Consider the following 26,606-nt stretch of genomic DNA (forward strand, 5'->3'; position numbering starts at 1 on the left):
CCGTAGCGAATCCGGTCGGGCTGTTGCCCACCTGCAAGCTCGCGGTGCCCGTTCACCCGCTCGGGACGGTGATGACGGGGCAGTGCGCACGGTGGAGCAGCCCGTGGACGACCGATCCGAGCCGGAGGCCCGTGTAGCCGCCCTTGCCGCGTCGGCCCACGATCAGGGCCAGGGCGTGCTCGGCCGCCTCGGCGAGGCGCTCCACCGGGTGTCCGGTCAGCACCTCGTGGGTGAGCTTCGCGTCCGGGTACTCCTGTGCCCCACCTGCGGCTACCTCGGTCAGCATGCGGCGCTGGGCCCCCACAGCCGCCGTCTCGTTCTGGAAGGAGAAGACGGGCGGCTGCCACACCGAGATCGCGTGCAGCTCGCAGCCGTGAAGCGCGGCCTCCTGGAACGCCAAGGCCATGGCCGTCTTCGACGACTCGCCGCCGTCGACCCCGACGACGATATGGGCCGGTGTCTGGGCGGTGCGTTCGGGGCCTCGCACCACGACGACGGGGCAGTGGGCCTGTGCGGTGACGGGCAGCACGACGGAGCAGCCGCTGAAGATCTCCTCGGGCCGGGTCAGGTGCCGGGAACCGAGGACGACCATGCGTGCGTGTCTGGACGTCCCGCAGAGCACGGGTGCCGGGTAGCCGTCGCGCAGGGCGGTGGCCAGTTCCGTCCCGGGGTGGCGCTCGCGTGCCCAGGCCGCGGCTTCTGCGAGGGCCTCCGAGCTGGCCTGGCGTACGGCATTGTGCTGCGCGGTGTCGTCGACGATGCGCTCGGTGTCGTGAGGAGAGGGCACGGCCAGGACGAGACGGAGGCGTACATTGCGGCGGTGTGCCTCGTCGGCTGCCCAGGCGAGGGGCAGGCGCCACCCGCCGGCGGGGTCGATCCCCACCGCGATGTCCCGTCCTTCCGCGATGTCCGTCATGACGCGTTGCTCCCCTGCTCCTCGTCGTGCCGCGGAATGAGCTCCACGGGGCAGTGCGAGTGGTGCAGGAGACTGTGCGCGGTACGTCCCAGGGCGGGCCCGAAGTACCCGGGCGATCGCCGTCCTCCCATGACGAGCAGGTCCGCACGGCGTGATGCCTCGACCAGGACCGCGGCCACCGACACGCTCTTCTCGGCATCGGCGTTCACGGTCAACGCGGGGAACTCCTCGCGTACGCGGTCGGCGACGGACTCCAGACTGCGGACATGGCGGCTGGTGAGTTCGTCGACGTCGTCGAGCATGGTGACGACGGTTCCGGCGTACTGAAGGATGTTCCACACGGTCAGCAGGCGCAGCGTTGCCTTGCGCAGCTCTGCTTCGCGGGCGGCATAGCGCGCGCATTCGAGGTCGTACTCGTCTCGCACCGCGGCCAGGACCACGCCGTTCTCGGCGAGGTCCTCGCCGCCGCGCACCACGATGACGGGGGTCGTGGCGCCCGCTGTGAGCCTCAGCCCGACCGAACCCAGCATCAGCGACTCGAAGCCGCCCGTCCCGCGGTGACCGACCACCGTGGTGCCGTACTTCGCCGCCACCCGGTGCAGACCGGAGACGGGGTCCCGGCGGCTGTACTCCGTAGTGACGTGGAGGGTCGGGAATCGCTCCGAGACCGTAGCGGCCGTAACCTCCAACAGGTCACGGCCCTCCGCGTGGACGCGTTCGATGATCTGAGCCGACAGGTAGGAGATCCGGTCGGCGGTATCGCCCGCGTAGAAGATGTGAAGGGTGCTGTTGCGTCGGGACGCCTCGGCGGCGGCCCACAATGCCGCTGTCAGCGCGGTGCTCGATCCGTCGACACCGACGACGACCGAGCCGAGGTCCGGACGGTATGGGGTGGCGCCTTGCATGGCTTCCTCCTCCGTGGAACGGCGTCGGGGGTGCTTTCACACTGTCACCCGGACCGGCGCGAGGAATGGGCCGCAGGGGGCAGTCATGGGACCGAAGGTCCCTTGCCCGTCACCCATCGATTCACCGACCGCACACCGCCTGGACCGGTCAGTCCTGGCAGAGGGCCCGTTCGGCCCTCGCACTGCGGGCGTACGCGGCGGATGGTGGCTGGTGAGGGTGCTCCACACGGTGCGCTCACTGGCCGAGGCCGACAGGAGGGCCGCAGATGAAGCACGCCAAAGTCGGCTTCCTCATGACCGACGAGGTCATCTCGGTCGTCGGGCGCACTCCGTCCGACGACGTGGCCGCGCTGCTCATTGACCACGACATCAGCGGAGTGCCGGTCGTGGACGGGGACGAGCGTGTCATCGGGGTCATTTCGCGGACCGATCTGCTCATCCAAGACCACCTCACCGCTCGAGACGTGATGACCGAGCCGGCCGTCACGGTCCACGCCGAACAGACGGTCACCGAGGCCGCGCGCCTCATCACCCGGCGGGGCGTGACGCGGCTCCCGGTCGTCGACGAGGAGGACCGGCTGGTCGGCATCGTGACCCGTCGGGACCTGCTGCGCGTGTTCCTCCGCCCGGACCACGAGATACACCGCGTGCTGGTCGAGGAGGTGCTCGCGGACACGATGGACATCGGCGCCGACGCCGTGAGCGTGCGCGTAGTGGACGGGGTCGTCACCCTGGACGGCCGACTCGCCAGGAGCAGCCAGATTCCCGTCGCGCTCCGGCTCGCCGGACAGTTGGACGGCGTGGTCACGGTCATCGACCGGCTCACGGCCCACTCCGACGACACCCGCACCCGCACCGCTCCGCCGGACCGCGGCACCGAAGACGTTCCCCGCTGACTCAGGATGTGGACCGTTCGGCCCCTGCCCGCCCCACCCGCACCGCGCGAGCATGGAAGCGAGGCAGGCTCGCCGCACCCGGTCGCAACCGTGCCGAGCCCCGTGAAGCGCGCGATGGCCCGCCAGGCCGAGGCCGAACGGGAGAAGAGGGACAAGATCATCAACGCGGAGGGCGAGTCGATGACCGCCACCGCACTCGGCGACGCCCCCGACACGATGATGGCCCACCCCCTCGCCCTGCAACTGCGCAACCTGCAGAGCCTCGTGGAGGTCGGCGTCGACAAGAACACCACCGTGGTCTTCCCCGCACCGCTCATGAGCACCATCGGCGAACTCGGCGCCTTCCTCGCCGGCCGCCACCGCCGCCACCGCCGCCACTGCGGCCGCCGCGGTCCAGGCGCCACCCGTGGCGGAGCTCGCCGCGAAGATCCCCGCCCCGCCCCTGCCCAACGGAACAGCCACCGGCGACGTGGCGCACCGGCGCCGTCAGGTCTCCAGGACGCGCGACGGGTTCGACACGGCCAGGTCATCGTGGCGCGGCCCGCCCAGCACGACCTTCAGCGCACCCGTCTCACCGGCGCGGGAGAACACCTCGTACGCCTCCTCCATCTGTCCCAGCCCGAAACGATGGCTGATCAGCGACGAGGTCGGCAGCCGTCCGGCCGCCAGCATGCGCAGCAGCATCGGCGTGGAGCAGGTGTCCACGAGCCCGGTGGTGAAGGTGACGTCCTTGATCCACAGGTCTTCGAGGTGCAGGGTCGCGGGCCGGCCGTGGACGCCGATGTTCGCGACCCGGCCGCCCGGGCGGACCATCCGGGTGCACATCTCGAAGGTCTCGGGCACGCCGACGGCCTCCATGACGACGTCCGCGCCGAGACCGTCGGTCAGGTCACCCACGAGCTGCTCCGGCTCCTCGGCAGCGTTCACGACCGCGTCCGCGCCCAACTCACGCGCCTTCGCCAGCCGGGACGGCGCGAGGTCCACGGCGATGACGCGGGCCGGCGAGTACAGCCGGGCCGTGGCGATGGCCGCGAGTCCCACGGGTCCGGCGCCGACCACGACGACGGTGTCCCCGGGCCGCACGTTGCCGTTCAGCACGCCCACCTCGTAAGCGGTGGGGAAGATGTCCGCGAGCAGCACGGCCTCAGCGCTGTCGACCGTGCTCGGCAGCGGGTACACCGAAAGGTCGGCGAACGGGACGCGGACGTACTCGGCCTGGGTGCCGTCAATGCTGTGGCCGAGCACCCACCCGCCGCCCCCGCGGCACTGTCCGTAGCGGCTCTCACGGCAGAACCGGCACCGGCCGCACGAGGAGATGCACGAGACGAGCACCCGGTCACCGGGCCGCACCGAGCGGACATCACCGCCGCTCTCCACCACCGTGCCCACGGCCTCGTGACCGAGCACCCGCCCCGGAACCACCTCGGGCAGGTCCCCCTTGACGATGTGCAGGTCGGTACCGCAGATGCTCACCGCGTCGACGCGCACGATCACGTCGCCGGGATCCTTGATGCCCGGATCCGGCACGTCCTGCCACGCGGTGCGCCCCGGCCCCTCAAAGACGAGTGCCCTCATGACGCCACCTCTCTTTGTCTCCCGTGCTCCGGCAAAGGTCACCTCATGCTGTCCCCGGCTCTCGTTTCACGGACAGGGCCGGACGGTCCCGCACCGGGGCCTGACAGGCCCGTTCGGCCCGTGCCGTGGAGGTGTGAGGGTGGATGACGGGGCCTTCTCCGCCGGACGACGGCCGCCGATCTCCATGACAGCCCGCGAAATGTTCGCCTTCTCATCGAGGACCACGCCATGACCTCCAGTCCGCATCTCGTCCGCGACGTGATGACGAGAGTCGTCGTCAGCGTCACGCCCCTCGCCGAGTTCAAGGAGATCGTTGCCGTCATGAACCAGTGGAAAGTGACAGCCGTGCCGGTCGTCGAAGGCGAGGGCGCGAGCAAGGTCATCGGTGTGGTCTCGGAAGCCGATCTGCTTCCGAAGGAGGAGTTCCGCGATCACGACCCCGGGCTCATCGAGCAGATGCGGCGGCTGGGCGACACGCTGAAGGCCGGATCGACCCTGGCCAAGGACCTGATGACGACCCCCGCCGTCATGGTTCCGCCCGACACCACCCTGGCCCAGGCGGCCCGGCTCATGGCGGAACGCCACATCAAACGACTGCTGGTCGTCGACCCGGCCGGCACTCTCCGGGGCATCGTCAGCCGCACCGATCTGCTCAAGGTGTTCCTACGGACGGACGGTGAACTGGCGGACGAGATAAGGCGCGAGGTGGTCGGCCGACTGTTCCCGCTCGCACAGCACCGGGTGCGGGTCGATGTCCACCACGGCGTGGTCACCCTCTGCGGCGGCATCCTCGACGCATCGCTCATTCCGGTGGCAGCACGTCTCGCACGCGCCGTGGAAGGCGTGGTCGACGTCAACTGCGCCCTGACCGCGTCAGCCGCCCAGACGGCCGGGGCATGAACCTCCGCCTCAGCCGAAATACCTGGTCAGAACCCCTTCTGATCTCCGTACCGGAGTACGGTGGAGATACCGGGAGTATTTCGCGCACCGGATACAACTCAGGTGTCGTTTCCGGCGATCAATACGCCGGGCCGTCGAATCTGCGGGCGGCCCGGGGACAGGTCTCCACCATGACCGTCGCCCTGGAACCCACCACACCTGCCCCGCTCCTCGCGCCTCCTCGCCCCGCTCGCCTCGTGCTCACGCCGAAGACCGCCCTCGGCGGGCAGCTGGACGGCGCCTGGTGGCCCCGCTCCCGTGACCTCGCAGCCGAGCTGCCCCTTCTCCTCGCCGCCTTGGACGAGACCTGGGGGCGCATCACCCGCGTCATCGTGAACCCCGACCGCTGGCCCGTCATCCCGCACACGGTTCCCGTGGACGGGCGTACGGTTCACGTGGGTTGGTTCACCGAGCAGGACCCCGACAAGCTGATCCTGCTCTCCTACACCATCGGCCGCTGGGACCTCCTCGTCGTCCCGCCCCATACCGCACCCGCCGCCGCGGCCCGCCTGATGGCGGCCGCCTCCGTCCCCGGCAGCGTGCTGACCGCCGGCGCGCTGATCGCCGCCGAAACCGTCATCGGCCGAAGGCCCGACGTCCGGAACCGGGAAGACGCCTGGGAGGGCGAAGGCGGAGCGTGCATGTCCCCCATGGGGTTCCCTGCCAGGCAACCGGTCGGCCCCCTGTCCGCAGGCGCTTGGTGGTGAGCCGGTCAGCTGCCGGTTGGCCTCGGCATCCGCCTCGCCCAGCGCGGGTGCCGGGCTCACCGCGACATGTTGCTGACCACCCAGGGCAGAGAACAGCTGCCCGCCGCTACACCACGCCAGGGGACATGACCGCCACCTGGTACGACTAAGGGTTGTCCCGTAAATGATCTTCGGGTCGTCCTGGGCAGGGTCAGTCGTGGTGTGATCCGCTGGCCTATCCGGCGAGGGCGAGGTTGTGCAGTCGGGCGATGCCGAGCATGGCGTGGTGGACGCCGTCGCCTTTGAGGCGGCAGTCGCGGAGGATCCTCCAGGTCTTCATGCGGGCGAAGACGTGCTCGACGCGTGCACGGACCTGCTTGTGGGACGTGTTGTGTTCCTGCTTCCAGTCGGGCAGGTCTTCGCCTTTGCGCCGGCGGTGTGGCATGAGGAGTCCGGTGCCGGGATAGCCGCCGTCGGCCCCGAACAGCGGGGCGAGCTGTCGCATCGTCAAGTTCGTCCGCCAGTACGCCGCGACCAGCAGTGCCCGGTCCTCCAGCGGAAGGCTCCACGGCCGGCCCTTGCGGACCGCATCCGTGCCCTCGCGCCGCAACACGGTCACCAGCTTCCCGAAACAGCGCGGGCTCGGCCCGGTGAACGGGGCTATCCAGGACGGCTCCGACGCCGTGATCACACCAGCCACACCAAGATCATCTCACCCGTGACCAGCAGTTACGGGACAACCCATAGTGCCGCATCGGGCAACGCTCGGCCTGTAGTTCGCGGCGCGTCGACCGATCTCGGCACGCACCGGGATCCTGTGTCCGTACACGTCGGGTCACGCGCCCAGTTGTGCGCGAATGAGTGCGTCGAGTCGTTGCCATGCCGGGGACGAGGCGTTGACCGTGCCCTGGATGAGGGCGGGGATCTCGGAGGCGGTGTCCAACTCGGGCAGCTCGTCGGGTCCGTAGCGTTCCCGATGCGCCTCGGCGATCCGGCGGGCGAGGTCGTCGATGCGGGGATCGTCGGCGTCGAGGTCATAGGAGTGGTCGTATTCGAGGAAGAGCTGCCGTAGGGCGGGGTCGGCCAGGATCTCGGCTTGCTCGTGGAACAGGGTGATCGCGCGGTCCGGGTGGGTGGCGAACACGAGGATCCACAAGTCGCGTTGCAAGTGCGGGCGTTTAGTTCGTCGTCGATCTCGTCCAGCGCCTGCTGGAACTCCTCGTCCGTTGCTGATCTCAGGTCCCGGATGCGGGCCAGGGGGATGCCGGTTTCGGCGAGCGTCCGGATCTTGATCAGGTTGATGGCGTCGTTCGCGCCGTACCGGCGGTATCCGGATGCGTCGCGGTCGGGCTCGGGGAGCAGGCCCTTGTCGTGATAGACGCGGATGGTCTTGATCGACACTCCGACGTACTTGGCCAGCTGCCCGATGGTGATCACACGGCCATCGCCCCACTTGACCTTGCCCCTGGGGCAAGGTTGCAGCATGGCGTCATGACGGACACGAATATCGATCGGGAGACCCTGCGCGAGCTTGCCGATGGGGGCAACGAGACCGCTTTGGATCGGCTGGCCGACCTCGCCGACGCGGCCGACGACCTCGGGGAGCTGAGCGAGCTGCTGGATGAGGGATGCATGCACGCCGGCTTCCTGCTCACTCGACGCGCGGCCGCGACCGGCGACCTGCGCGAGCTGCAACGGATCTCCGACGCCGGGTACGACGCGGCCGGGAAGGAGCTGGACCGGCTGCTGAAGGCACCGACCGGACGGCATCGGGATTGAGGAACCGGCCGGTCGCCGCAGCGCGCTCCAGGCCTCGGCCATCGGGGGCGGCTCGCGGCTGCATCTGGCGAAACCGCCACGCCGACGACCGGCGCCTACGCGCCGTCGTCGACAGGGCGGACGTTGCCCGATGTGGCACTGGCTAGGGCCGGTAGACGAGCTCGACCATCATGGCTGCGATCACTCCCCAGACACCGATGCCAAGCAGCCACAGGACGTCGAGGACGGCGCCGGTGGCGATGAGGGTCAGGCCGGCCGCCCCGAGGACGAGTACGGTCCGGCGGATACCGCGGTCGGGACGCCAGTCAATGGTCACAGCTGTGAGAATCCCGCCGGATCCTCGCGGAAGCGAGGATCCGGCGGGATTCCTGTCGGTTTCCTGACGTCAGCCGGCGTGAACGTGCGGGCGGCGGGTGCGGTCGGGTTCGGCCTCGCGGATGACTTCTCGGGTGACCGGGGCGACCTCGCCCTGGCCGAAGAGGAAGAAGCGGAGGAAGTTGGCCATCGGGTTGCCCTCGGTCCACTCGAAGTAGATGTGCGGGCGTTGGCCGGTCTCGTCGCGTACGTGGAGGAGGAGGGCGGCCAGCGCGTTGGGGATGCTGGAGCCCTCCAGGGTCAGGACGCGGTAGCGGTCGTGGAGCACTTCGCCGCGTACCCGCATGCCGGATTCGAACTCGGATGCGTCCAGGATGGTGACCTCGACGAACATGACGTCGTCGCCGGGCGGGATGTCGTTGTCCGCTCTGATCTGCTCGACCTTCTCGCGGTACTCGGCCTTGTCCCGGTTGTCCGGCTCGTTGGCGATGAACCGGATGGTGCGGTTGGCGGTGTCGCGGATGAAGCGGGCCGCCATGTCGTCCAGTTCCACGTCGGTGACGCGCAGCTCGAAGACGCGGGCGAGGCGGGACAGCAGCGAGAGCGCCATGATGCCCGCGATGAAGCAGGCACCGATCTTCACGCCGTCGGGGCGCTCGACGACGTTCACGGCGGTGGTGTAGATGAAGACGGCCGAAATGATGGCGAAGCCGATGGTCCAGCCGCGCTCGCCGGCCCGGCGGGCGGCGATGGTCACGGCGACGGCCGCCGAGGTGATCAGGACCAGGACACCGGTGGCATACGCACCGCCCTGCGCGTCCACGTCGGCGTTGAAGATCCAGGTCACCAGGAACGCGACCAGCGTGAATACGATGACCATCGGCCGCAGGGCGCGCGCCCAGTGCGGGGCCATGCCGTAGCGGGGCAGGTAGCGCGGCATCAGGTTGAGCAGGCCCGCCATCGCGGAGGAGCCCGCGAACCAGAGGATCAGGATCGTGGAGATGTCGTAGACCGTGCCGAAGGCGGAGCCCAGGTGCTCGTGGGCGAGGTAGGCCAGGGCGCGGCCGTTGGCCTCGCCGCCCGGCTTGAACTGTTCGGCCGGGATCAGCAGTGTGGTGATGAAGCTGGAGCAGATCAAGAAGACGCTCATGATGATGGCCGCGGTCGTCAGCAGCTTCTTCGCCCCGCGGATCCGGCCGGCCGGCTTCTCAACGGTGTCTTCGGGATCGCCCTTGACGTGCGGCATGACCGCCACACCGGTCTCGAACCCGGAGAGGCCGAGCGCGAGCTTCGGAAACACGATGAGCGCGATGGCGATCATCATGAAGGGGTTGCCGTGTTCGGTGGTCAGCGCGTCCGACCAGTCGGTGATGACGTGCGGTTCGGTCATCACGTTCCACAGGCCGACGGCCACGACCACGATGTTCAGGCCGAGGTAGACGGCCACCAGGACCACGGCGACGCCGATGGCCTCGCTGAACCCCTTGAGGAACACGGCCCCGAGCAGCGCGATCATGATCATGGTGATCAGTACTTCGTGGCCGTGCAAGGTGCTCGTGAGGTGCGGGTTCTCCACCAAGTGCGCGGTCGCGTCGGCCGCCGACAGGGTGATGGTGATGAGGAAGTCGGTCGCCGCGAACCCGAGCAGGGTCAGGACGAACAGCTTCCCCTTCCAGAACGTCAGCAGCCGTTCCAGCATGGCGATGGAGCCTTCGCCGTTCGGGCTCTCCTCGGCCACCCTCCGGTAGACGGGAAGGGCGCCGAAGAGGGTGAGCAGGACGAGCACGATGGTCGCCAGCGGCGACAGCAGGCCGGCCGCGAGCGCCGCGATGCCTGGTTGGTAGCCGAGGGTGGAGAAGTAGTCCAGACCCGTCAGGCACATGACCCGCCACCACGGGCGGCCGTGCGGCTGGGCCGCCGCCTCCTTGGCGGCGGGCGAACTGGTCTGCGCGGTCAAGCCTTCCAGCATCCACGCCCTCAGGCGCGACGTGCGGGCAGGGGTGGCCATCGTGGTGGGCTCCTGTCGTACGGCAAAGAATCAGCCATCGACCTCGACGGCTGAGCAAGCGTACGCAGCCTGATCACTTATGCCCGCACTTGAGCCAATCCTGACGCGTCCTTAACGCGCACCCTCCCGATGGAGTAGCGGATGTCAGAGCGACGCAGAGTTCGGTCAGTGGCTCCGGGGCGCGTACACGATGACGGCCATCCCGGCGAGGCAGACCGGGGCGCCGATCACGTCGTAGCGGTCGGGGCGGTAGCCGTCGGCGACCATGCCCCAGGCGATCGACCCGGCGACGAGGATGCCGCCGTACGCGGCGAGGATGCGGCCGAGGGCGATGACGCCGGCGCCGATCCAGATCCAGCCCTTGTGTTCGCGGACGCCCTGCCAGACCAGCCAAGCGCCTCCGATCTCGAACAGAGCGGCGAGGGCGAACAGGGCGAGGGAGCGGGCGACGAGCACGGCAGAGGTCTTCCTGGCAGAGAACGGAACGGGAGAGAAAAGGCGGCGGGGCGCCGGTCAGGCACCCGGGCCGAACAGCTCGGTGAGCAGGATGGTGCCGTCGGCGGAGGCGCGGACCTCCAGGTGCAGCACCTTGCCGTCGAGGTGGAGGCGGAAGTCGAAGAAGGGGCAGCACTGCTGCTCGGCGGCGGCGAGCGCTGCCACCGAGGCGGTCCGCTCGGCGGGCAGGGTGAACCGGAGGCCATCGGGGACGGCGGTCCCTACGGCGCCTTCGACCACCTCGCGCGGCGCGGGTCTCGGCCTCGGCCAGGCGGGCGGCGAGCCGCGGTCGCAGGTCCGCCTTCACGTCCTTGCCGGCCCCGGCCTGCCACACCGCGAGGAGTTCGACGATCTCTTCCAGGGGCAGTCCGAGGTGCTTGGCTGCCCCGAAAGTCAAGAGCGTGGCGCAGAGGGGCCCCGGACCTGGTCGCGGCGGCCTCGTCGTGTGCGGCGAGGATGCGGTAGCGCGTGGAGCGGTCGACGCCGCGGTGCGCCAGCGGGAAACAGACGGGCGGGGGCGGCCCGGACGGAGGCCGGAGCCGGCGGAGTGTGGATCAGCGCCGACCGGTCTGGAACGGCCGTGGTGAGCAGATGGAGAGGGACCTGCGGGCGGCCGGTGGCCGGCACGGCCGGCCGCCGGGTCTCTACCGGCGCCGGAGCGCCCGGAGGACAGCGCGGCACGTGGTCGGCAGCGCCAGATGCGGCGGCTGGTCCTCGTGGCGCTGCCCCAGGTCCGTGTCATTCATCAAACTGCTCCTGTGGGGCTGCGCTCAAGGGCTCATACGGGGAATTGACACCGCCCTGACGAAACTCGTCCAAGCCTGGCCGAAGCCGGGGTGGGAGGCACCGGCTTGGTGGCCGGCGACCTGCGGGGCCCGCCCGCCGGCCGAGAACACGCGAGCCGTCCGGCCTCCGTATCCCCCACCGGAGGCCGGACGGCCCTTGTGTTGTGCGACGGCTGACCGGCACGCGGTCGCATCGGCCCCTACCCCCACGGTGGGACCATGCGCTTCCTCGGCGGTGTTCAGGCCACCGCCCGCCAGCCGCGTGCCACCGGCCCGTCCTCCGGTTCCGTCGCGACACCAGTCTGTGCCCGGCCGGCGGACTCGCGGGCACTTCCTGACACGTTCCTTGCGCACGATCGCCGATCTTGACGCGGCCCTGATGACCTGCACGAGGACGGCTGCGGTGGCGTCACCCGACGTACGTCAGAAGGCCGTCAAAACCAGCCGAGGATCTTGCCGCCGCATCCCCCATGCGCTGGGATGGGGTCATGAACAGCGGTCCGCACTACGACGATCGGCCACCGAATCAGGTGCAGCCGACGGCGCCCGCTGTCCGCCCGGCCTTCTGATACATCGGCCGCGCGTCCTCCGCGTACCTGCCACCAGCCTCTTGAACGACGCTGGTCGAAGCTCCGTACGCGTCCTCACCCTCGCCGCATGATCTGAGCCCACGCCCTGCCTTCTGCCGGGGCGCCGGGCACGTCAGCCATGCCCGTTTCCAGGAATCCGACATGCCTTCATCCCTGTCCGGACGTACCGTCCTCGTCACCGGCGCCACTTCCGGCATCGGCTACGAGACCGCCCGCCAACTCGCCGAACGCGGCGCGGTCGTCCTCCTGCACGGCCGCACCGCCGAGGAGGCCCGGGCGGCCACCGACCGGCTCATCGCCACCTCCAGCGTGAGCGGCAGCCTCGTGCGCCCGCTCGCCGCCGACTTCGCCCGCCTGGAGGAGGTCGAGAACCTGGCCCACGCCGTAGCACGCGAACACCCGCGCCTCGACGTCCTGGTCAACAACGCGGCCATCGCCGCACCCGCGCCCCACACCCTCACCCCCGACGGCAACGAGATCGCCTTCCAGGTCAACTTCCTCGCCCACTACCTCCTGACGGAACTCCTCGGAGCCGCTCTCACCAGCGATCCGGGAGGCCGGGTCGTCAACGTCTCCTCCTCGCTCCACCGCACCGCCGCCATCCAGTGGAACGACCCGCAGCGCATCCGCCGGTACTCGCGCCTCGCCGCGTACGCACAGTCGCAACTGGCGCTGACCGTCTTCGCCGCCGACCCGCGCGTCACCGCAGTGTACGTCCACCCCGGGATCTGCGAGACCGGCCTGCTCCCCCTCTACGGAAACGAGGGCGACTCCGCCTCTGAGGGCGCGGCGCACGTCGTCATGCTCTGCGACCCGGCCACCGAGATCGTCAACGGCGCCTACTACGACCGCGACGAGCGCGTCGCCCCGGCCGCGGCAGCCACCGACGGCCGCACGATCAAGCGCCTCAACAAGCTCGCCGACCTCCTCGTCGGCCACACCGCCTGAAGGGATCACCCGACATGTCCAAGCGCGCCCGCAAGAAGAGGTCCCGCCGCAGGAAGGGCTCCAACCACGGCAGCAAACCCTGCTGCTGACCGGCAACCGACTCCCACGGGGCGGCCCTGTTCACAGGGGTCGCCCCATCTCCCTGTCCGATGCCCGGTCAGGGCGCCCGACCCCGGGCCCCTGCGGCTCCGCCTCGCTCACGCCTCGAAGCGGTACCCCATGCCGGGGTGGCTGACGAGCCGGCCCCGGTGGTCCGAGGTCGAGCAGGACCACGTCCGGCCGCCGGACCGCGGCAACCTGCGAAGCCTGGCCCCCGTCCCTCGCGGATTCCACGTCGTACTTGCGCGCCTTCAGATGGATGACCAGCGACCGCACCAGCTGCGGTTCGTCATCCACCACCAGCACCCGAGTCACCGGCGTGCCGCCTCCCTGTCGTACGTCCTGCGGAGAGCCCGACTCGATCACGGCCGGAGTCGAAGCCCGAGCTCAGAGATCCGGACGAATCCTGCCGCACGCCGGCCGGTCGCGGTCAACCTGCTGGCCGGGAGCCTGCTGGGCGCCTGGGCCGGAGCGACCTGGGCGGTACGCATGCGCAGCTCCACCCTCTACAAGGTGCTGGCCGCCCTGATGCGTGCTGCTGTTCGGTGTGGACATCAAGACCGCGGGAAGTCTCTCCCTGCTCGCGTCCCTGCCGACCATGCTCGTGGCCTTCGCCCGATACAGCCGTGACGGAAGCTTCGCCGTGCTCGGCGCGAACGTCCGCTTCACCATGATCATGGCCGCAGGATCGGTCGTCGGCGCGGTGCTGGGCGGGGTCCTCCTGGGTGTGTTCCCGGACCTGGTACTCATCCCCGTGCTGGCCTTGATCCTGCTCGTCTCCGCGATCAAGCTCGCCCGTCACAACTGAGTTTGCCTGCGGGAGGGGCAGGAGTTCCCGTACGCACTCACGCCGCCTCTGTCTGCGTGGCAGGCGTCAGCCAGCGGGCGGGGCCGGTCGCGTAGTGCACGTACTCGCGCGTCAGGCGGAACCCCGCCGACCAGGCGAGGAGCCGGCTGGGGCGGTTGTCGCGGGAGCAGGTCCAGCTCGGTGTGCGGCCGCGGGCGGCGACGTCCTGGCACAGGGCGGTGACGCAGGCGAGTGCGAGGTGTTGCCGGCGGTGGCCGGGGTCGGCCAGGGCTGCGACGTCCTCGTACTGGCCGCCCAGGAAGTAGGTACAGGCCAGCGAGAGGACCTGGCTCCGGTGGAAGGCACCCCAGGCGAGGCCGGAGGCGGCAAGCTGCTCCGGGCTGCCCCAGGTCTTGTGTATCCAGGCCGCTTCCGGGCCAAGGGCGACGAGGGCCGGAGCGTCCTTGGGGGTCAGCCGGCGCACCGTGATGCCGCGCGCCGGGCGGGCCGGCATGGCGGGCGCCTGGTGTACGTAGACCAGGCGCTCCCACGGGTCGACACGGCGGAAGGCGCCGCCGAGGACCGGCAGGAAACGGGCCGGGGCTTCGACGTAGCCGCCCGCGAACGGAGCGAGAGCCTCGGGAGTCAGCCCGCTCGGGTCCCCGCGCAGCAGGACGTGGTCCCCGCTGGAGACCGCGACGGCCCTCGGGTTCATGGAACGGTCAGCCCACCAGCGGCCGTTGCCGGTGGCAATGACGTGCTCGGGGAGCGCCGCGACGCCGGGCGCCCCGCCGGGGAACCAACGGGCCAGGGCGGGCAGACGGGACGGAAGGAGCTCGATCACGACGGTTGCCGCCTAGGTCAGAGAGAGAAAGAGGGGCGGGGACGACCCGGGGCAGTGGGCCGCCCCCGCGGGGACCGGCGCTGGTGGGCGTCAGCGCCGGTCGGCCTTGCGGCCGTGGTCGGAGCGGTACGCAGGCCCGGTCAGGCGGCGTGCCCTACGAGCAGGTCGGCGAGCTTGTTCAGCCGCTTGACCGTGCGCTCCTCGGTCGCGCCGACGGCGGGCTCCATCCGCTCGCCGCGGTCGTAGTAGGCGCCGTTGACGATCTCGACGGCCGGGTCGCACAGCCGCACGACGTGTGCGGCACCCTCGGCGGGCGTCGCGCCCTCGTGTCCGTACAGCGGCCTCAGCGTGGTCTCGCAGACCCCCGGATTGACGGAGACGGCGGTGACGCGGGGGTCGGCGGCGAAGACGGTGAGCGCGAGCTGCGACTGGGCGTAAGCGGCGAGGGGCGCGTAACGGCGGGTCCGGTTGGGGTCGTTCCACGCGATCGACGCGGTGCGGTGCATCGAGGAGGAGACGTTGACGACCCGGCCGCCCGTGCCGCTGGTGAGTGCCGGTTCGAGCAGGTTCGTCAGCAGGTAGTGGGCGAGGAAGTTGACTTGGAAGGTCAGCTCGTTGCCGTCGGGCGTGATGGTGTGACGCTCGGGGGCGGCGACAGCGGCGTTGTTGACCAGGACGTCGAGGTGCGGGTGACCGGTGATGACCCGGATGGCGAGCCTCTCGACCTCGTCGAGGTGCGCGAAGTCCGCTGCGCACGGCCGCAGGAGTTCCGCGTCGACGTCGGCGGTGGCGATGAGTCGCTTCACCGCTGCCCGGGCCTCTTCCGGGGTGCGGCCGTGCAGGAGGACGGTTGCGCCGCACTCGGCGAGCCGGCGTGCCGTCTCGTAGCCGATGCCGGAAGTGGCGCCGGTGACCATGATGGTGCGGCCGGACAGGAATGAAGACATGAGTGGTTCCAGGGGAAAGGCACGGCCGCGAGCGGCCCGGAGGTCCGGGCCGTGGCCATGACCGTGCGGTGGGTCCCGTTTTGATACGGGCGGGGGGCGTGCGCGGCCGGCAACGGGCTCTGGCGCACGAGAAGGCGAACGGGTTGCGTACCGGGCTACGCCGGATGCGGCGGCCGGTCGTCGTGGAGCAGACCGATGTTCACGTCATCCATCCAACTGGCCTGCGGCCGGGGCCTCAAGCGTCCTGACGGCCCTCTGATGAGGTCTTGACGGATCTCACCCGAGCCCGGGGATCGTGGACACCAGGAGGTCGATGAGCTTGATGCCGACGAACGGCAGGATCAGACCGCCGAGGCCGTAGACAGCGAGGTTGCGGCGCAGCAGGTCGTGCGCGGAGGCCGGCCTGTAGCGGACTCCGCGCAGGGCGAGCGGGATCAGGGCGATGATGATCAGGGCGTTGAAGATGATCGCCGAGGTGATGGCGGAGGTGGGGCTGTGCAGCCCCATGATGTTGAGGGCCTCCAACCCCGGGTAAGCCGCGGTGAACATCGCCGGGATGATCGCGAAGTACTTCGCGACGTCGTTCGTGATCGAGAACGTCGTCAACGCTCCTCGTGTGATCAGGAGTTGCTTGCCGATCTCGACGATCTCGATGAGCTTGGTGGGGTTGGAGTCCAGGTCCACCATGTTCCCGGCCTCCTTGGCGGCCGAGGTACCCGTGTTCATCGCGACGCCAACGTCCGCTTGGGCCAGCGCAGGTGCGTCGTTCGTGCCGTCGCCCGTCATCGCGACGAGCTTGCCGCCCTCCTGCTCCCGCTTGATGAGCGCGAGCTTGTCCTCGGGTGTCGCCTCGGCGAGGTACTCGTCGACCCCGGCCTCCTGTGCGATGGCCTTGGCGGTCAGCGGGTTGTCGCCGGTCACCATGACCGTGCGGATCCCCATGGCGCGCAGCTCCGCGAAGCGCTCCCGGATCCCCTCCTTGACGACGTCCTTGAGGTGGATGATCCCGAGTACCCGCGGGCCGTCCCAGTCGTGGACGGCCACCAGGAGCGGCGTTCCGCCGGAAGCCGAGACCCCGTTGGACCAGTCCAGGGCCTCCGCCGGTACGGTTCCGCCGCGCAACGTCACCCATTCGGCCACCTGGGCCGCCGCGCCCTTGCGGATGGCGCAGCCGGCGCCGTTCTCCCAGCTCAGGTTGATCCCGCTCATGCGCGTACGGGCGCTGAACGCCTGGAAGCGCGGGTTGCTCAGGTCCTCCTCGGCAACGGCCTGCAGCCCGTACTGCTGGGCCAGGGCGACGACGGACCGGCCTTCGGGGGTCTCGTCGGACAGCGAGGCCAGCTGGGCGGCGTCCGCGAGCTTGATGTGGTCGATGCCGGGAAGCGGGATGAAGGAGGCCGCCTCGCGGTTTCCGAGGGTGATGGTGCCGGTCTTGTCGAGGAGCAGGGTGTTCACGTCACCGGCGGCCTCGACCGCCCGCCCGCTCATCGCGACGACGTTGCGCTGGACCAGGCGGTCCATGCCCGCGATGCCGATCGCCGAGAGCAAGGCGCCGATGGTCGTCGGGATGAGGGTGACGAGGAGGGCCACCAGGACGGTGGTCGTCTGGGCGGCGCCCGCGTAGGAGGCCATCGGCTGCAGCGAGATGACGACCAGGATGAAGATGACCGTGAGAGCGGCCAGCAGGATGTTGAGCGCGATCTCGTTCGGGGTCTTCTGCCGGGACGCGCCCTCGACCAGAGCGATCATCCGGTCCATGAAGCTCTGCCCCGGGCGAGAGGTGACGCGCACGACGAGCGAGTCGGAGAGCACGGTGGTGCCGCCCGTGACGCTCGAACGGTCACCACCGGACTCCCGGATCACCGCCGCCGATTCGCCGGTGACGGCGGATTCGTCGACGGCCGCGGCGCCGTCGATGACGTCGCCGTCGGCCGGGATCAGCTCCCCCGCCTCCACCAGTACGACGTCCAGGGGCTGTAGCTCGCTCGGGGCAACGGCCTCCGTCTCGGCCTGCCGCAGGTTCATGCCGTAGGTCCAGTGCCGCAGCCGCAGCGCGACGGTGTCCGTACGGGCCTTGCGCAGCGACTCGGCCTGGGCCCGGCCGCGGCCTTCGGCGACGGCCTCGGCGAAGTTGGCGAAGATCACCGTCAGCCAGAGCCAGACACTGATCACCCAGGTGAAGACGGACGGGTGGATGAGCGCCGACAGCGTGGTCAGCACGGATCCGATGGCCACCACGAACAGCACCGGCTTACGGACCAGTTCACGGGGATGGAGCTTGCGTACGGCCTCGCGGAACGAGGCCGCCGGCCGTATCGACTCCAGCAGGGGCGGCCCGGCCGGGCGTCTTCTGGGCGGCCGATTGACCGGCGCCTGTGACGGGGACGGGACGGGAGGTACCTGCCGGGTGGCGGCGGGAGGCATGGAGAGACCTTCTGGTGGGATCGGCTCAGCCGGAACGAGATGCGCACCGCCGGGGGATCCGTCCCTTGTGGGACCCCCTCCGGCTCGTCGCGTGACGTTGGGATCCCCGGCGGTGGAACGAGCAGGAACCTACCGGCCGTCGAGACGCCATCGGCCCTGCTCGGCCTGATATTTGTGCCGTCTTGACGCCGGCACGGTGAATCGCGTCAGGACTCCGTGAAGGAGCCGTCAAGGACCGCCTGTTCGGCCTGTGCGTCGAGGCGGAAGCGGAGTCGGCAGATCGCGGCGTCGGTGTCGCGGCGTACGGCGTGGGCGACGACGGAGCCGCGCTGGTTCTGGAGCATCCGCTGCCAAAGGTGGGCGGGTTCGGTCTCCGGGATGAGCACGGTGACCTGGGCGCCCGGGTGGGTCTGGCTGAGCTTTCGTACGTACGTGGACACAGGACGACCCAACGCCCGTTTTTCCGAGGTGAGTTCGATGAGTTCTACGCCGGGGTTCCACAGCTCCCAGTCCCGGCGGAGGGCGTCGGTCGACTGCCGGTCCTCGGCTGTGGGATGGGTGACGGTGACGGCGAGGACCTCGTCACCGAGGGAGCGGGCCGCGGTCAGGGCCTGGCAGGTGAGTCGGGAGAGACCGGAGACCGGTACCACGACGAGCGAGTGGGCACGGTGCGGCGGTCGCGGGACGCGGCCGAGTTCGAGGCGTTCACCGATCTCCGTGTACGCCCGGTTGACCTTCTCGAAGCCGAGGACGATCAGCGGCAGTGCGAGGACGATCAGCCAGGCTCCCTCGGTGAACTTGGTGGCGGTGACGACCACCGCGGAGACACCGGTCAGCAGGGCACCGAAGCCGTTGAGGACCGCTTTGGCCTGCCAAGCCTTCGGGCGCTCGCCGTACCAGTGCAGGACCATGCCGACCTGGCAGATGGTGAAGCCGACGAAGACGCCGATGGCGAAGAGCGGGACGAGGGTGTTGGTGTCGCCCCCGGAGAAGACGAGCAGCGCAGCGGATACGACGGCCAGCGCGAGGACGCCGTGACGGTGCACCTGCCGGTCGGCCTTGAGCGCGAAGAAGTGCGGCATGTGGTTGTCGCGGGCCAGCAGGCTCATCAGCACCGGCAGGCCGCCGAAGGAGGTGTTCGCGGCGAGCGCGAGCAGCACCATGGTGGCGAACTGGACCACGTAGAAAGCCGCGTTGTGGCCGAAGGAGGCGTCCGCGAGCTGGGCGAGGACGGTGACGCCTTCGACGGGCTGGAGGTGGAAGCGGCCGATGAGGATCGACAGGCCGATCAGCATGACGCCGAGCAGGGCGCCGAGGGCGACCTCGGTGCGCTGCGCCCGGCGGGCGGCCGGGGCCCGGAAGGACGGGACGGCGTTGGCGACGGCCTCGACGCCGGTCAGGGCCGAGCAGCCGGCCGCGAAGGCCTTCAGCAGGAGCAGCGCGCCGACGGTGGTCGCGCCCTCGCCGAGCGCGGAGGCGTGCCCGGCGGCGGAGGCGGTGCTTGCCGGGCCGTCGCGGAAGAGGCCGACAGTGATCATCGCGAGGATCGTGCCGACGAAGAGCGCGGTCGGCACGAGGAACGCCTTGGCGGATTCGACGACCCCGCGCAGGTTCACGGCGGTGACCAGGACCAGGACCGCGAGGCAGATCCAGACCCGCTCACCGTGGAGGCCCGGGAAGGCCGAGGTCAGGGCGGCCACGCCGGCGGTGACGGACACCGCGACGTTGAGGACGTAGTCGAGGATCAGCGAGGCCGCCGCGACGAGGCTCGTACGCCGGCCGAGGTGCCGTTTGGCGACGGCATAGGAACCGCCGCCGTCCGGGAACGCGGCGATCACCTGACGGTACGAGGCCACCAGTACGGCGAGGAGCGCGGCGATCGCGAGGGTGACGGGGAGGGTGAAGCCCATCCCGTACGCACCGGCGGCGGCCAGTACGAGGACGATCGACTCCGGTCCGTAGGCGACGGAGGCCATCGCGTCGAGCGACAGCGCGGCCAGGCCCTGGACGGCGGTCAGTTTGTGCCGGTCCCCGACCCGGCTCGCACCCGTATCAGGGGGCTCCTCCTGGCCCGGCCCCTGAGCCGCCGTGATCGCTTTTCCTACCTGCAAGGCCATGTCGCCGATCCCTCCGAATGAGCAAAGTGAGGACAGCGTCGAAGGCGTACCGGGTGGCCGCCAGCACCCTTGGCGTGATTCATACGGCCACCCCGCCACTCTTCACGGGTTCCATACGCGGCGGGGGCGAGGAGGGCGTCAGAGCTCCGTCAAGAGGCGGTGTCGCACGTTGTGCGGGCTCCGCGGAGGGGCAGCCTTGATGTAGGCGAAACATTCCCGACCAGGACAAACAGGAGAAGAACCCGATGAACCCGATGAACGCGGAGAACCTGGTCGGCCTGCTCATCGCCCTCGCACTGCTCGGCTGTCTCGTCTTCGCTCTGATCAAGCCCGACACGTTCTGAACGACGCGTCGCATCACGACCGGCTCGTCGGTGGCCGCGCTCTCGGCAGCCGCCTGGTTCGACTTCTTCCTCACCAGGCCCTACCAGCAGTTCGCCATCTCGGACCGCGCGGACGTCGAGACGGCGGTCCTGCTGCTCGTCGTCGGCCTGATCGTCTCGCAGCTGGCCGTGCGCGCCCGCCGCCTCCAGGCGGTCGTCGTCACCGACGCCGCGTACCTGTCGAGTCTCCAGGGAACCGCCCGGCTGGCCGAGGACGGCGGCTCGCCCGACGCGGTGGTCGAGTACGTGCGCCGCGAGCTCGTCGGCCTGCTGGGGCTCCGCGCCTGCCGCTTCGAGTACGGAACCCTGATGGGGAACCTGCCGCGGCTGGAACACGGCGGCGGTCTGTGGCACCGCCGTGGTGGCCGGATCACCGAGTACGCCGGCTGGCCGGACGGAGAGACCGAACTGCGCGTCGTCGGCGGCGGCCACTACTACGGCCGCTTCCTCCTCGACCCGTACCCCGGCCGCCCCCTTCCCACCGAGGAAGCCCGCCTCGTGGCTGTCGCGCTGGCCGCCCAAGCCGGTGGAGCCATGGACACGGCCGGCCTGCCCCACCAGGGCTGATCCGCTCGCCGACCGCCTTTCCCGTAAGGATGGCGTTAAGAGTTCCCCTGCGCCCGTAAGGAGCCCGTCAAGGCGTCTTAACGCCGGGGTGAAGACACGGTTATGTCGTCATCGGCCATCTGGCCGATACGTATTCCTTCCTCTTCACTCAGGAGCTCACGATGGCCGACCTGGCCTTCGTCGTCACCACGGTCGCGGTGTTCGCGCTGGTGGCTCTCATCGCCCGAGGGGTGGCAAAGCTGTGACCGTCGAAAACATCGTCGGCCTCGTCGTGGCCGTCTCCCTGCTGGGTTATCTCGTCCTCGCCCTTGTGTACCCGGAGAGGTTCTGAGCATGAGCCCCGTTACCGCTGGTGTGCTCCAGCTGCTCGCGCTGATCGCCGCGCTGGCTCTGGCGTACCGCCCCCTCGGCGACTACATGGCCCGGGTCTACTCCTCCGAGAAGCACTACAAGCCGGAGAAGTGGATCTACAAGGCCATCGGCGCCAACCCGTCGGCCGAAATGCGCTGGCCCGCCTACCTGCGCGGCGTCCTCGCCTTCTCCGCCGTGAGCGTCCTCTTCCTCTACCTGCTGCAGCGCGCGCAGGGTGTGCTGCCCGGCTCGCTCGGCTTCGTGGCGATCGACCCGGACCAGGCCTTCAACACCGCCGCGTCCTTCGTGGCGAACACCAACTGGCAGTCTTACTACGGCGAGCAGGCCATGGGCCACGTCGTCCAGACCGGCGGCCTCGCGGTCCAGAACTTCGTCTCCGCCGCCGTCGGCATGGCCGTCGCGGTCGCCCTCGTACGGGGCTTCGCGCGCTCCCGGACAGGCGAGCTCGGCAACTTCTGGTCGGACCTGGTGCGCGGCACGGTCCGGATCCTGCTGCCGATCTCGGTGATCGGCGCGCTCGTCCTGGTCGCGTGCGGGGTCATGCAGAACTTCGCCGGGATCCGCGAGGTCGGCCAGTTCATGGGTGGCACCCAGCAGTGGAACGGCGGGGCGGTGGCTTCGCAGGAGGTCATCAAGGAGCTGGGTACGAACGGTGGCGGCTACTTCAACGCCAACTCGGCCCACCCCTTCGAGAACCCGACCCCGTTCTCGAACCTCTTCGAGGTCTTCCTGATCCTGGTCATCCCGTTCGCGATGACCCGGACCTTCGGCCGCATGGTCGGAAACCTGCGCCAGGGTTACGCGATCCTCGCGACCATGGGCATCATCTGGGTCGGTTTCACCGCGCTGATGATGTGGACCGAGTTCGCGCACCACGGCCCGGCCTTCGACGTGGCCGGCGGGGCGATGGAGGGCAAGGAGACCCGGTACGGCATCGCGGCCTCCTCGATCTTCTCGGTGGCGACCACGCTGACCTCGACCGGCGCCGTCAACTCCTTCCACTCCTCCTACACCGGGCTCGGCGGCGGGATCCAGCTGCTGGGCATGCAGCTCGGCGAGATCGCGCCCGGCGGCGTCGGCTCCGGCCTCTACGGCATGCTGATCATGGCGATCATCGCCGTGTTCATCGCCGGCCTGATGGTCGGCCGCACTCCCGAGTACCTGGGCAAGAAGATCGGCACCCGCCAGATCAAGTTCGCGGCCTGCTACATCCTGATCACCCCGGCTCTGGTGCTGTGCTTCACCGCCGCGGCCATGGCGCTGCCCACCCCGGGCAACTCGATGACGAACTCCGGGGCGCACGGATTCTCCGAGATCCTCTACGCCTACACCTCGGGCGCCAACAACAACGGCTCGGCCTTCGCCGGCCTCAACGCCGACACCCAGTGGTTCAACAGCACCATCGGCATCGCCATGCTGCTGGGCCGCTTCCTGCCCATGGTGTTCGTCCTCGCGCTGGCCGGCTCGCTGGCCGAGCAGAAGCCCGTCCCCGAGACGGCGGGCACCCTGCGCACCGACAAGCCGCTCTACACGGGCCTGCTCGTCGGAACGATCATCATCATCACCGGACTCACCTACTTCCCGGCCCTGGCGCTGGGTCCGCTCGCCGAAGGGCTCGCATCATGAGCACCGCCACACCTACCAGGGCTCCGCACGACGACCTGCCAACCGGCCACAAGCCGCCTGCCGGCCGTGTGGGCGGGGGGCTGTTCGACCCCAAGCAGCTGCTGAAGTCCTTCCCGGACGCCGTCCGCAAGCTCGACCCGCGCGTCATGATCAAGTCCCCGGTCATGTTCGTCGTCCTGATCGGCTCGGTGGTCACCACCGTGCTGGCGATCAAGGACCCGACCGACTGGTTCGGCTGGGCCATCACTGCCTGGCTGTGGCTGACCACGATCTTCGCCAACCTCGCCGAGGCAGTCGCCGAAGGCCGCGGCAAGGCCCAGGCCGACACGCTGCGCAAGGCCAAGACGGACACGGTCGCCCGCCGGCTGAACGGCTCGGTGGAGGAGCAGGTGCCGGGCACGGAGCTTCGTATCGGCGACCTGGTGGTCTGCGAGGCCGGGGACATCATCCCCGGCGACGGTGACGTCGTCGAAGGCGTCGCGTCCGTCGACGAGTCGGCCATCACCGGAGAGTCCGCCCCGGTCATCCGCGAGTCCGGCGGCGACCGCTCGGCCGTCACCGGCGGCACCAAGGTCCTCTCCGACCGGATCGTCATCAAGATCACGACGAAGCCCGGCGAGACCTTCATCGACCGGATGATCGCCCTGGTCGAAGGCGCGGCCCGGCAGAAGACGCCCAACGAGATCGCACTCAACATCCTGCTGGCCTCGCTGACCATCGTCTTCCTGCTGGCCGTCGTCACCCTCCAGCCCTTCGCGATCTACGCCGGCGCCGAGCAGTCGATGATCGTCCTCACCGCGCTCCTCGTCTGCCTGATCCCCACCACCATCGGCGCCCTGCTCTCCGCCATCGGCATCGCGGGCATGGACCGCCTGGTCCAGCGCAACGTCCTCGCGATGAGCGGCCGTGCGGTGGAAGCCGCGGGCGACGTCTCGACCCTGCTCCTCGACAAGACCGGCACCATCACCCTCGGCAACCGCCAGGCCTCCGAGTTCGTACCGGTCACCGGCACGGACGAGGCCGAACTGGCGGATGCCGCCCAGCTCTCCTCCCTCGCGGACGAGACCCCCGAGGGCCGCTCCATCGTGGTCCTCGCGAAGGAGAAGTACGGACTGCGCGAACGCCACCAGGGCGAGCTCGCGCACGCCGAGTGGATCGCCTTCACCGCCCAGACCCGCATGTCGGGCGTGAACGTGGACGGCAAGAAGACCCGCAAGGGCGCGGCCGGTTCGGTCATCACCTGGGTCAGGGAGCAGGGCGGCCAGGTCTCCGATGACGCCGACCTCCTCGCCAACCGCATCTCCGAAGCCGGCGGCACCCCGCTCCTCGTCGCGGTCGACGATGAGAAGGGCGCCCGCGTCCTCGGCGTCATCCACCTCAAGGACGTCGTCAAGGAAGGCATGCGCGAGCGGTTCGACGAACTGCGCCGCATGGGCATCAAGACGATCATGATCACGGGTGACAACCCGCTGACCGCCAAGGCCATCGCCGAAGAAGCGGGTGTGGACGACTTCCTGGCGGAAGCGACGCCCGAGGACAAGATGGCCCTCATCAAGCGGGAGCAGGCCGGCGGAAAGCTCGTCGCCATGACCGGCGACGGCACGAACGACGCCCCCGCACTGGCCCAGGCCGACGTGGGCGTCGCCATGAACACCGGCACCTCGGCCGCCAAGGAGGCCGGGAACATGGTGGACCTGGACTCCAACCCCACCAAGCTCATCGAGATCGTGGAGATCGGCAAGCAGCTGCTGATCACCCGCGGCGCCCTGACCACCTTCTCCATCGCCAACGACGTCGCCAAGTACTTCGCGATCATCCCGGCCATGTTCGCCGTGGTCTACCCGGGCCTCGACAAGCTCAACATCATGGGCCTGACCTCGCCGGAATCAGCGATCCTCTCCGCGGTCATCTTCAACGCGCTGATCATCATCGCCCTCGTACCGCTCGCCCTCAAGGGCGTCCGGTACCGCCCCACCAGCGCCGACAAGATGCTCCGCCGAAACCTGGGGCTGTACGGCGTGGGCGGTCTGATCGCCCCGTTCATCGGCATCAAGGTCATCGACATGCTCATCTCCCTCTTCCCCGGAATCGGCTGATCCGTCATGAACAACTCTGTAGGCACCACAGCGCGCCTGATCGGTGCGGGCCTCCGAGCCCTTCTCGTTCTGACCGTGATCTGCGGGGTCATCTACCCGCTCGCCGTCACGGGCATCGCCCAGGTCCTGTTCAACGACAAGGCCAACGGCTCCGAGATCAAGGACAAGAGCGGCCAGGTCGTCGGCTCCTCCCTCATCGGGCAGAGCTACAACCTCCCGAAGCAGAACCCCGATGACGCGGAGGAGGCGGTCAAGCCGGACCTGAAGTGGTTCCAGCCGCGCCCCTCCAACGGACTGGGCAGCAACAGCGTCAACACGCAGTACTCGCTGATCCTCTCCGGCGCCACCAACCGCTCCGCCGACAACGGCGCGATCAACGGCAAGTGCACCGACCAGGCGGAGGAGGGCACCCTCTGCGCCCAGGTCATCGCCGCCAAGGACGCCGTCATCGCCGACAACTCCACCGCCGGCCACCAGGTCAAGCCCGAGGACGTCCCGGCCGACGCCGTCACCTCCTCCGGCTCCGGCCTCGACCCCGACATCTCCCCCGAGTACGCCAAGCTCCAGATCCACCGGGTCGCCGAGCAGAACAAGCTCGACGTCAAGCAGGTCGAAGAGCTCGTCGCCGACCACACCACCGGCCGCACCCTCGGCTTCATGGGCGAACCCCGCGTCAACGTCCTCGAACTCAACACCGCGCTCAAGGCACTGGCCAAGGGCTGACGTTCTCCACGACCAAGGCTCTGGAGCCGGCGGGACGCGGCGCTTGCGCGTCCCGCCGGCTCCGACCCGTATCCACCGAAAGAGGAAGGCCCCACACCGATGATCAAGGTGCTGGTGGTGGAAGACGATGCCCAGCTCGTCCGTGCGCTCAGGATCAACCTGGAGGCGCGGAAGTTCGGGGTGGAGACGGCTTCCGAGGGAAACACCGCTCTGAGACTGGCAGCCGCGCGCAAGCCGGACGTCATCCTGCTGGACCTCGGTCTGCCGGACATGGACGGCATCGACGTGATCAAGGAGGTACGGATGACCAGCGGAGTGCCGATCCTCGTCCTCTCCGCCCGTCACACCTCCGAGGAGAAGATCCGCGCCTTGGACGCGGGCGCCGACGACTACGTCACCAAGCCGTTCAGCATGGACGAACTGCTCGCCCGGCTGCGGGCCGCCGTCCGCCGTCAGGAGATCCCGGCACCGTCCAACGAGGTTGCCGTGATCACGACTGACGATTTCACCGTCGACCTGATCGCCAAGAAGGTCAGGCGTAGTGATCGCACGGTGCGGCTCACGCCCACCGAGTGGCACATCCTGGAAATCCTCATCACCAATCCCGGGCGGCTGATCACCCAGACCAAGCTGTTGCTGGACGTCTGGGGGCCGACGTACTCCGGGCACACCAACTACCTGCGGGTCTACATGGCCCAGCTGCGCCGCAAACTGGAAGCGGACCCCTCGCACCCCCGCTATCTGATCACCGAGCCCGGCATGGGCTACCGCTTCGAGGGATGAT

At 69.4% G+C, this 26,606-nt stretch carries 26 protein-coding genes and 2 pseudogenes; 13 read left to right on the forward strand and 15 right to left on the reverse strand.

The window, feature by feature from the left end; all coding sequences use genetic code 11:
* Positions 1–52 precede the first annotated feature (52 nt).
* Together DRB89_RS00805 and DRB89_RS00810 are read right to left on the reverse strand one after the other, a co-directional pair.
* A complete protein-coding gene (locus tag DRB89_RS00805; RefSeq protein ID WP_112446493.1) occupies positions 53–916 on the reverse strand; it encodes a universal stress protein in 864 nt (287 codons plus the stop codon).
* On the reverse strand, positions 913–1,821 hold the full coding sequence (locus DRB89_RS00810) for a universal stress protein (RefSeq protein ID WP_112446492.1): 909 nt from the start codon (positions 1,819–1,821) through the stop codon (positions 913–915). Before DRB89_RS00810 ends, DRB89_RS00805 begins: the two co-directional genes overlap by 4 nt.
* Positions 1,822–2,087: 266 nt before the next feature.
* Here DRB89_RS00810 and DRB89_RS00815 point away from each other — a divergent pair, with 266 nt between their 5' ends.
* On the forward strand, positions 2,088–2,717 hold the full coding sequence (locus DRB89_RS00815; protein ID WP_112446491.1) for a CBS domain-containing protein: 630 nt from the start codon (positions 2,088–2,090) through the stop codon (positions 2,715–2,717).
* Positions 2,718–3,203: 486 nt separating this feature from the next.
* Here the strand turns inward: DRB89_RS00815 and DRB89_RS00825 are convergent, their stop codons facing one another.
* Positions 3,204–4,292, reverse strand: coding sequence for an alcohol dehydrogenase catalytic domain-containing protein (locus tag DRB89_RS00825; protein ID WP_112446490.1), 1,089 nt, complete (start codon positions 4,290–4,292; stop codon positions 3,204–3,206).
* A 228-nt stretch (positions 4,293–4,520) separates the two neighbouring features.
* On the opposite strand from DRB89_RS00825, the gene DRB89_RS00830 reads away from it, so the two are divergent.
* Positions 4,521–5,192 carry a CBS domain-containing protein gene (locus tag DRB89_RS00830; RefSeq protein WP_112446489.1) on the forward strand — a complete coding sequence of 224 codons (672 nt, stop codon included), beginning with the start codon at positions 4,521–4,523 and terminating at the stop codon, positions 5,190–5,192.
* A 170-nt stretch (positions 5,193–5,362) separates the two neighbouring features.
* Positions 5,363–5,938, forward strand: coding sequence for a DUF5994 family protein (locus DRB89_RS00835; protein WP_112446488.1), 576 nt, complete (start codon positions 5,363–5,365; stop codon positions 5,936–5,938).
* Positions 5,939–6,152: 214 nt separating this feature from the next.
* Here the strand turns inward: DRB89_RS00835 and DRB89_RS00840 are convergent, their stop codons facing one another.
* From DRB89_RS00840 to DRB89_RS44080, 3 genes and pseudogenes are all read right to left on the reverse strand, one after another.
* Positions 6,153–6,617: a transposase gene (locus DRB89_RS00840; protein ID WP_112446487.1), complete on the reverse strand. Its 465-nt coding sequence runs from the start codon at positions 6,615–6,617 to the stop codon at positions 6,153–6,155.
* Positions 6,618–6,752: 135 nt separating this feature from the next.
* Positions 6,753–7,085, reverse strand: a complete 333-nt coding sequence (locus DRB89_RS44075) for a MerR family transcriptional regulator (protein ID WP_239515954.1) — start codon at positions 7,083–7,085, stop codon at positions 6,753–6,755.
* Positions 7,086–7,207: 122 nt separating this feature from the next.
* Positions 7,208–7,402: pseudogene (locus tag DRB89_RS44080) on the reverse strand (MerR family DNA-binding transcriptional regulator); the annotation flags it as partial.
* 6 nt (positions 7,403–7,408) lie between these two features.
* On the opposite strand from DRB89_RS44080, the gene DRB89_RS00850 reads away from it, so the two are divergent.
* Entirely contained in the window at positions 7,409–7,696 is a 288-nt protein-coding gene (locus tag DRB89_RS00850; protein WP_112446486.1) for a hypothetical protein, read from the forward strand.
* A gap of 142 nt (positions 7,697–7,838) precedes the next feature.
* On the opposite strand, the gene DRB89_RS42625 is transcribed toward DRB89_RS00850, so the two are convergent.
* From DRB89_RS42625 to DRB89_RS44085, 4 genes are all read right to left on the reverse strand, one after another.
* Positions 7,839–8,012, reverse strand: coding sequence for a hypothetical protein (locus DRB89_RS42625; RefSeq protein ID WP_162688391.1), 174 nt, complete (start codon positions 8,010–8,012; stop codon positions 7,839–7,841).
* Positions 8,013–8,081: 69 nt separating this feature from the next.
* Complete coding sequence (locus tag DRB89_RS00855) at positions 8,082–10,019, reverse strand: APC family permease (RefSeq protein ID WP_112446485.1); 1,938 nt, start codon at positions 10,017–10,019, stop codon at positions 8,082–8,084.
* Positions 10,020–10,184: 165 nt separating this feature from the next.
* Positions 10,185–10,475 (reverse strand): YnfA family protein, encoded by a 291-nt coding sequence (locus DRB89_RS00860; RefSeq protein ID WP_112446484.1) that lies wholly within the window; start codon positions 10,473–10,475, stop codon positions 10,185–10,187.
* A 57-nt stretch (positions 10,476–10,532) separates the two neighbouring features.
* Positions 10,533–10,679: a hypothetical protein gene (locus DRB89_RS44085; protein WP_239515955.1), complete on the reverse strand. Its 147-nt coding sequence runs from the start codon at positions 10,677–10,679 to the stop codon at positions 10,533–10,535.
* Between the two features lie 1,351 nt (positions 10,680–12,030).
* On the opposite strand from DRB89_RS44085, the gene DRB89_RS00870 reads away from it, so the two are divergent.
* On the forward strand, positions 12,031–12,837 hold the full coding sequence (locus DRB89_RS00870) for an SDR family NAD(P)-dependent oxidoreductase (RefSeq protein ID WP_112463179.1): 807 nt from the start codon (positions 12,031–12,033) through the stop codon (positions 12,835–12,837).
* A 246-nt stretch (positions 12,838–13,083) separates the two neighbouring features.
* On the opposite strand, the pseudogene DRB89_RS44090 reads toward DRB89_RS00870, so the two are convergent.
* Positions 13,084–13,251: pseudogene (locus DRB89_RS44090) on the reverse strand (response regulator); the annotation flags it as partial.
* A gap of 232 nt (positions 13,252–13,483) precedes the next feature.
* On the opposite strand from DRB89_RS44090, the gene DRB89_RS44095 reads away from it, so the two are divergent.
* Entirely contained in the window at positions 13,484–13,744 is a 261-nt protein-coding gene (locus DRB89_RS44095) for a TSUP family transporter (protein WP_239515956.1), read from the forward strand.
* A 37-nt stretch (positions 13,745–13,781) separates the two neighbouring features.
* Here the strand turns inward: DRB89_RS44095 and DRB89_RS00885 are convergent, their stop codons facing one another.
* From DRB89_RS00885 to DRB89_RS00900, 4 genes are all read right to left on the reverse strand, one after another.
* Positions 13,782–14,567 carry a GNAT family N-acetyltransferase gene (locus DRB89_RS00885; protein ID WP_112446482.1) on the reverse strand — a complete coding sequence of 262 codons (786 nt, stop codon included), beginning with the start codon at positions 14,565–14,567 and terminating at the stop codon, positions 13,782–13,784.
* 140 nt (positions 14,568–14,707) lie between these two features.
* Positions 14,708–15,514: an SDR family NAD(P)-dependent oxidoreductase gene (locus DRB89_RS00890; protein WP_112446481.1), complete on the reverse strand. Its 807-nt coding sequence runs from the start codon at positions 15,512–15,514 to the stop codon at positions 14,708–14,710.
* A gap of 276 nt (positions 15,515–15,790) precedes the next feature.
* Positions 15,791–17,938 (reverse strand): potassium-transporting ATPase subunit KdpB, encoded by a 2,148-nt coding sequence (gene kdpB / locus DRB89_RS00895; protein ID WP_112446480.1) that lies wholly within the window; start codon positions 17,936–17,938, stop codon positions 15,791–15,793.
* A 206-nt stretch (positions 17,939–18,144) separates the two neighbouring features.
* Positions 18,145–20,055, reverse strand: coding sequence for an APC family permease (locus DRB89_RS00900; protein WP_112446479.1), 1,911 nt, complete (start codon positions 20,053–20,055; stop codon positions 18,145–18,147).
* A 245-nt stretch (positions 20,056–20,300) separates the two neighbouring features.
* On the opposite strand from DRB89_RS00900, the gene kdpF (DRB89_RS00905) reads away from it, so the two are divergent.
* The 7 genes from kdpF (DRB89_RS00905) to DRB89_RS00935 all read left to right on the forward strand — a co-directional run bounded on the left by kdpF (DRB89_RS00905) (position 20,301) and on the right by DRB89_RS00935 (position 26,605).
* Positions 20,301–20,399, forward strand: coding sequence for a K(+)-transporting ATPase subunit F (gene kdpF / locus DRB89_RS00905; RefSeq protein WP_204357615.1), 99 nt, complete (start codon positions 20,301–20,303; stop codon positions 20,397–20,399).
* 30 nt (positions 20,400–20,429) lie between these two features.
* Positions 20,430–21,005 (forward strand): DUF4118 domain-containing protein, encoded by a 576-nt coding sequence (locus tag DRB89_RS00910; RefSeq protein WP_239515957.1) that lies wholly within the window; start codon positions 20,430–20,432, stop codon positions 21,003–21,005.
* 241 nt (positions 21,006–21,246) lie between these two features.
* Positions 21,247–21,336 (forward strand): K(+)-transporting ATPase subunit F, encoded by a 90-nt coding sequence (gene kdpF / locus DRB89_RS00915; RefSeq protein ID WP_042817481.1) that lies wholly within the window; start codon positions 21,247–21,249, stop codon positions 21,334–21,336.
* Positions 21,337–21,338: 2 nt separating this feature from the next.
* The gene (gene kdpA, locus DRB89_RS00920) at positions 21,339–23,003 is read left to right on the forward strand and encodes a potassium-transporting ATPase subunit KdpA (protein WP_112446477.1); all 1,665 of its coding nucleotides are present in this window, start codon (positions 21,339–21,341) and stop codon (positions 23,001–23,003) included.
* Positions 23,000–25,099 carry a potassium-transporting ATPase subunit KdpB gene (gene kdpB / locus DRB89_RS00925; protein ID WP_112446476.1) on the forward strand — a complete coding sequence of 700 codons (2,100 nt, stop codon included), beginning with the start codon at positions 23,000–23,002 and terminating at the stop codon, positions 25,097–25,099. The genes kdpA and kdpB (DRB89_RS00925) overlap by 4 nt, the downstream gene beginning before the upstream one ends.
* A gap of 6 nt (positions 25,100–25,105) precedes the next feature.
* Positions 25,106–25,822: a potassium-transporting ATPase subunit C gene (locus tag DRB89_RS00930; RefSeq protein ID WP_112446475.1), complete on the forward strand. Its 717-nt coding sequence runs from the start codon at positions 25,106–25,108 to the stop codon at positions 25,820–25,822.
* A 99-nt stretch (positions 25,823–25,921) separates the two neighbouring features.
* Complete coding sequence (locus DRB89_RS00935) at positions 25,922–26,605, forward strand: response regulator (RefSeq protein WP_112446474.1); 684 nt, start codon at positions 25,922–25,924, stop codon at positions 26,603–26,605.
* Position 26,606 lies beyond the last annotated feature (1 nt).

This window comes from Streptomyces sp. ICC4, from assembly GCF_003287915.1.
Taxonomy (GTDB): domain Bacteria; phylum Actinomycetota; class Actinomycetes; order Streptomycetales; family Streptomycetaceae; genus Streptomyces; species Streptomyces tritrimontium.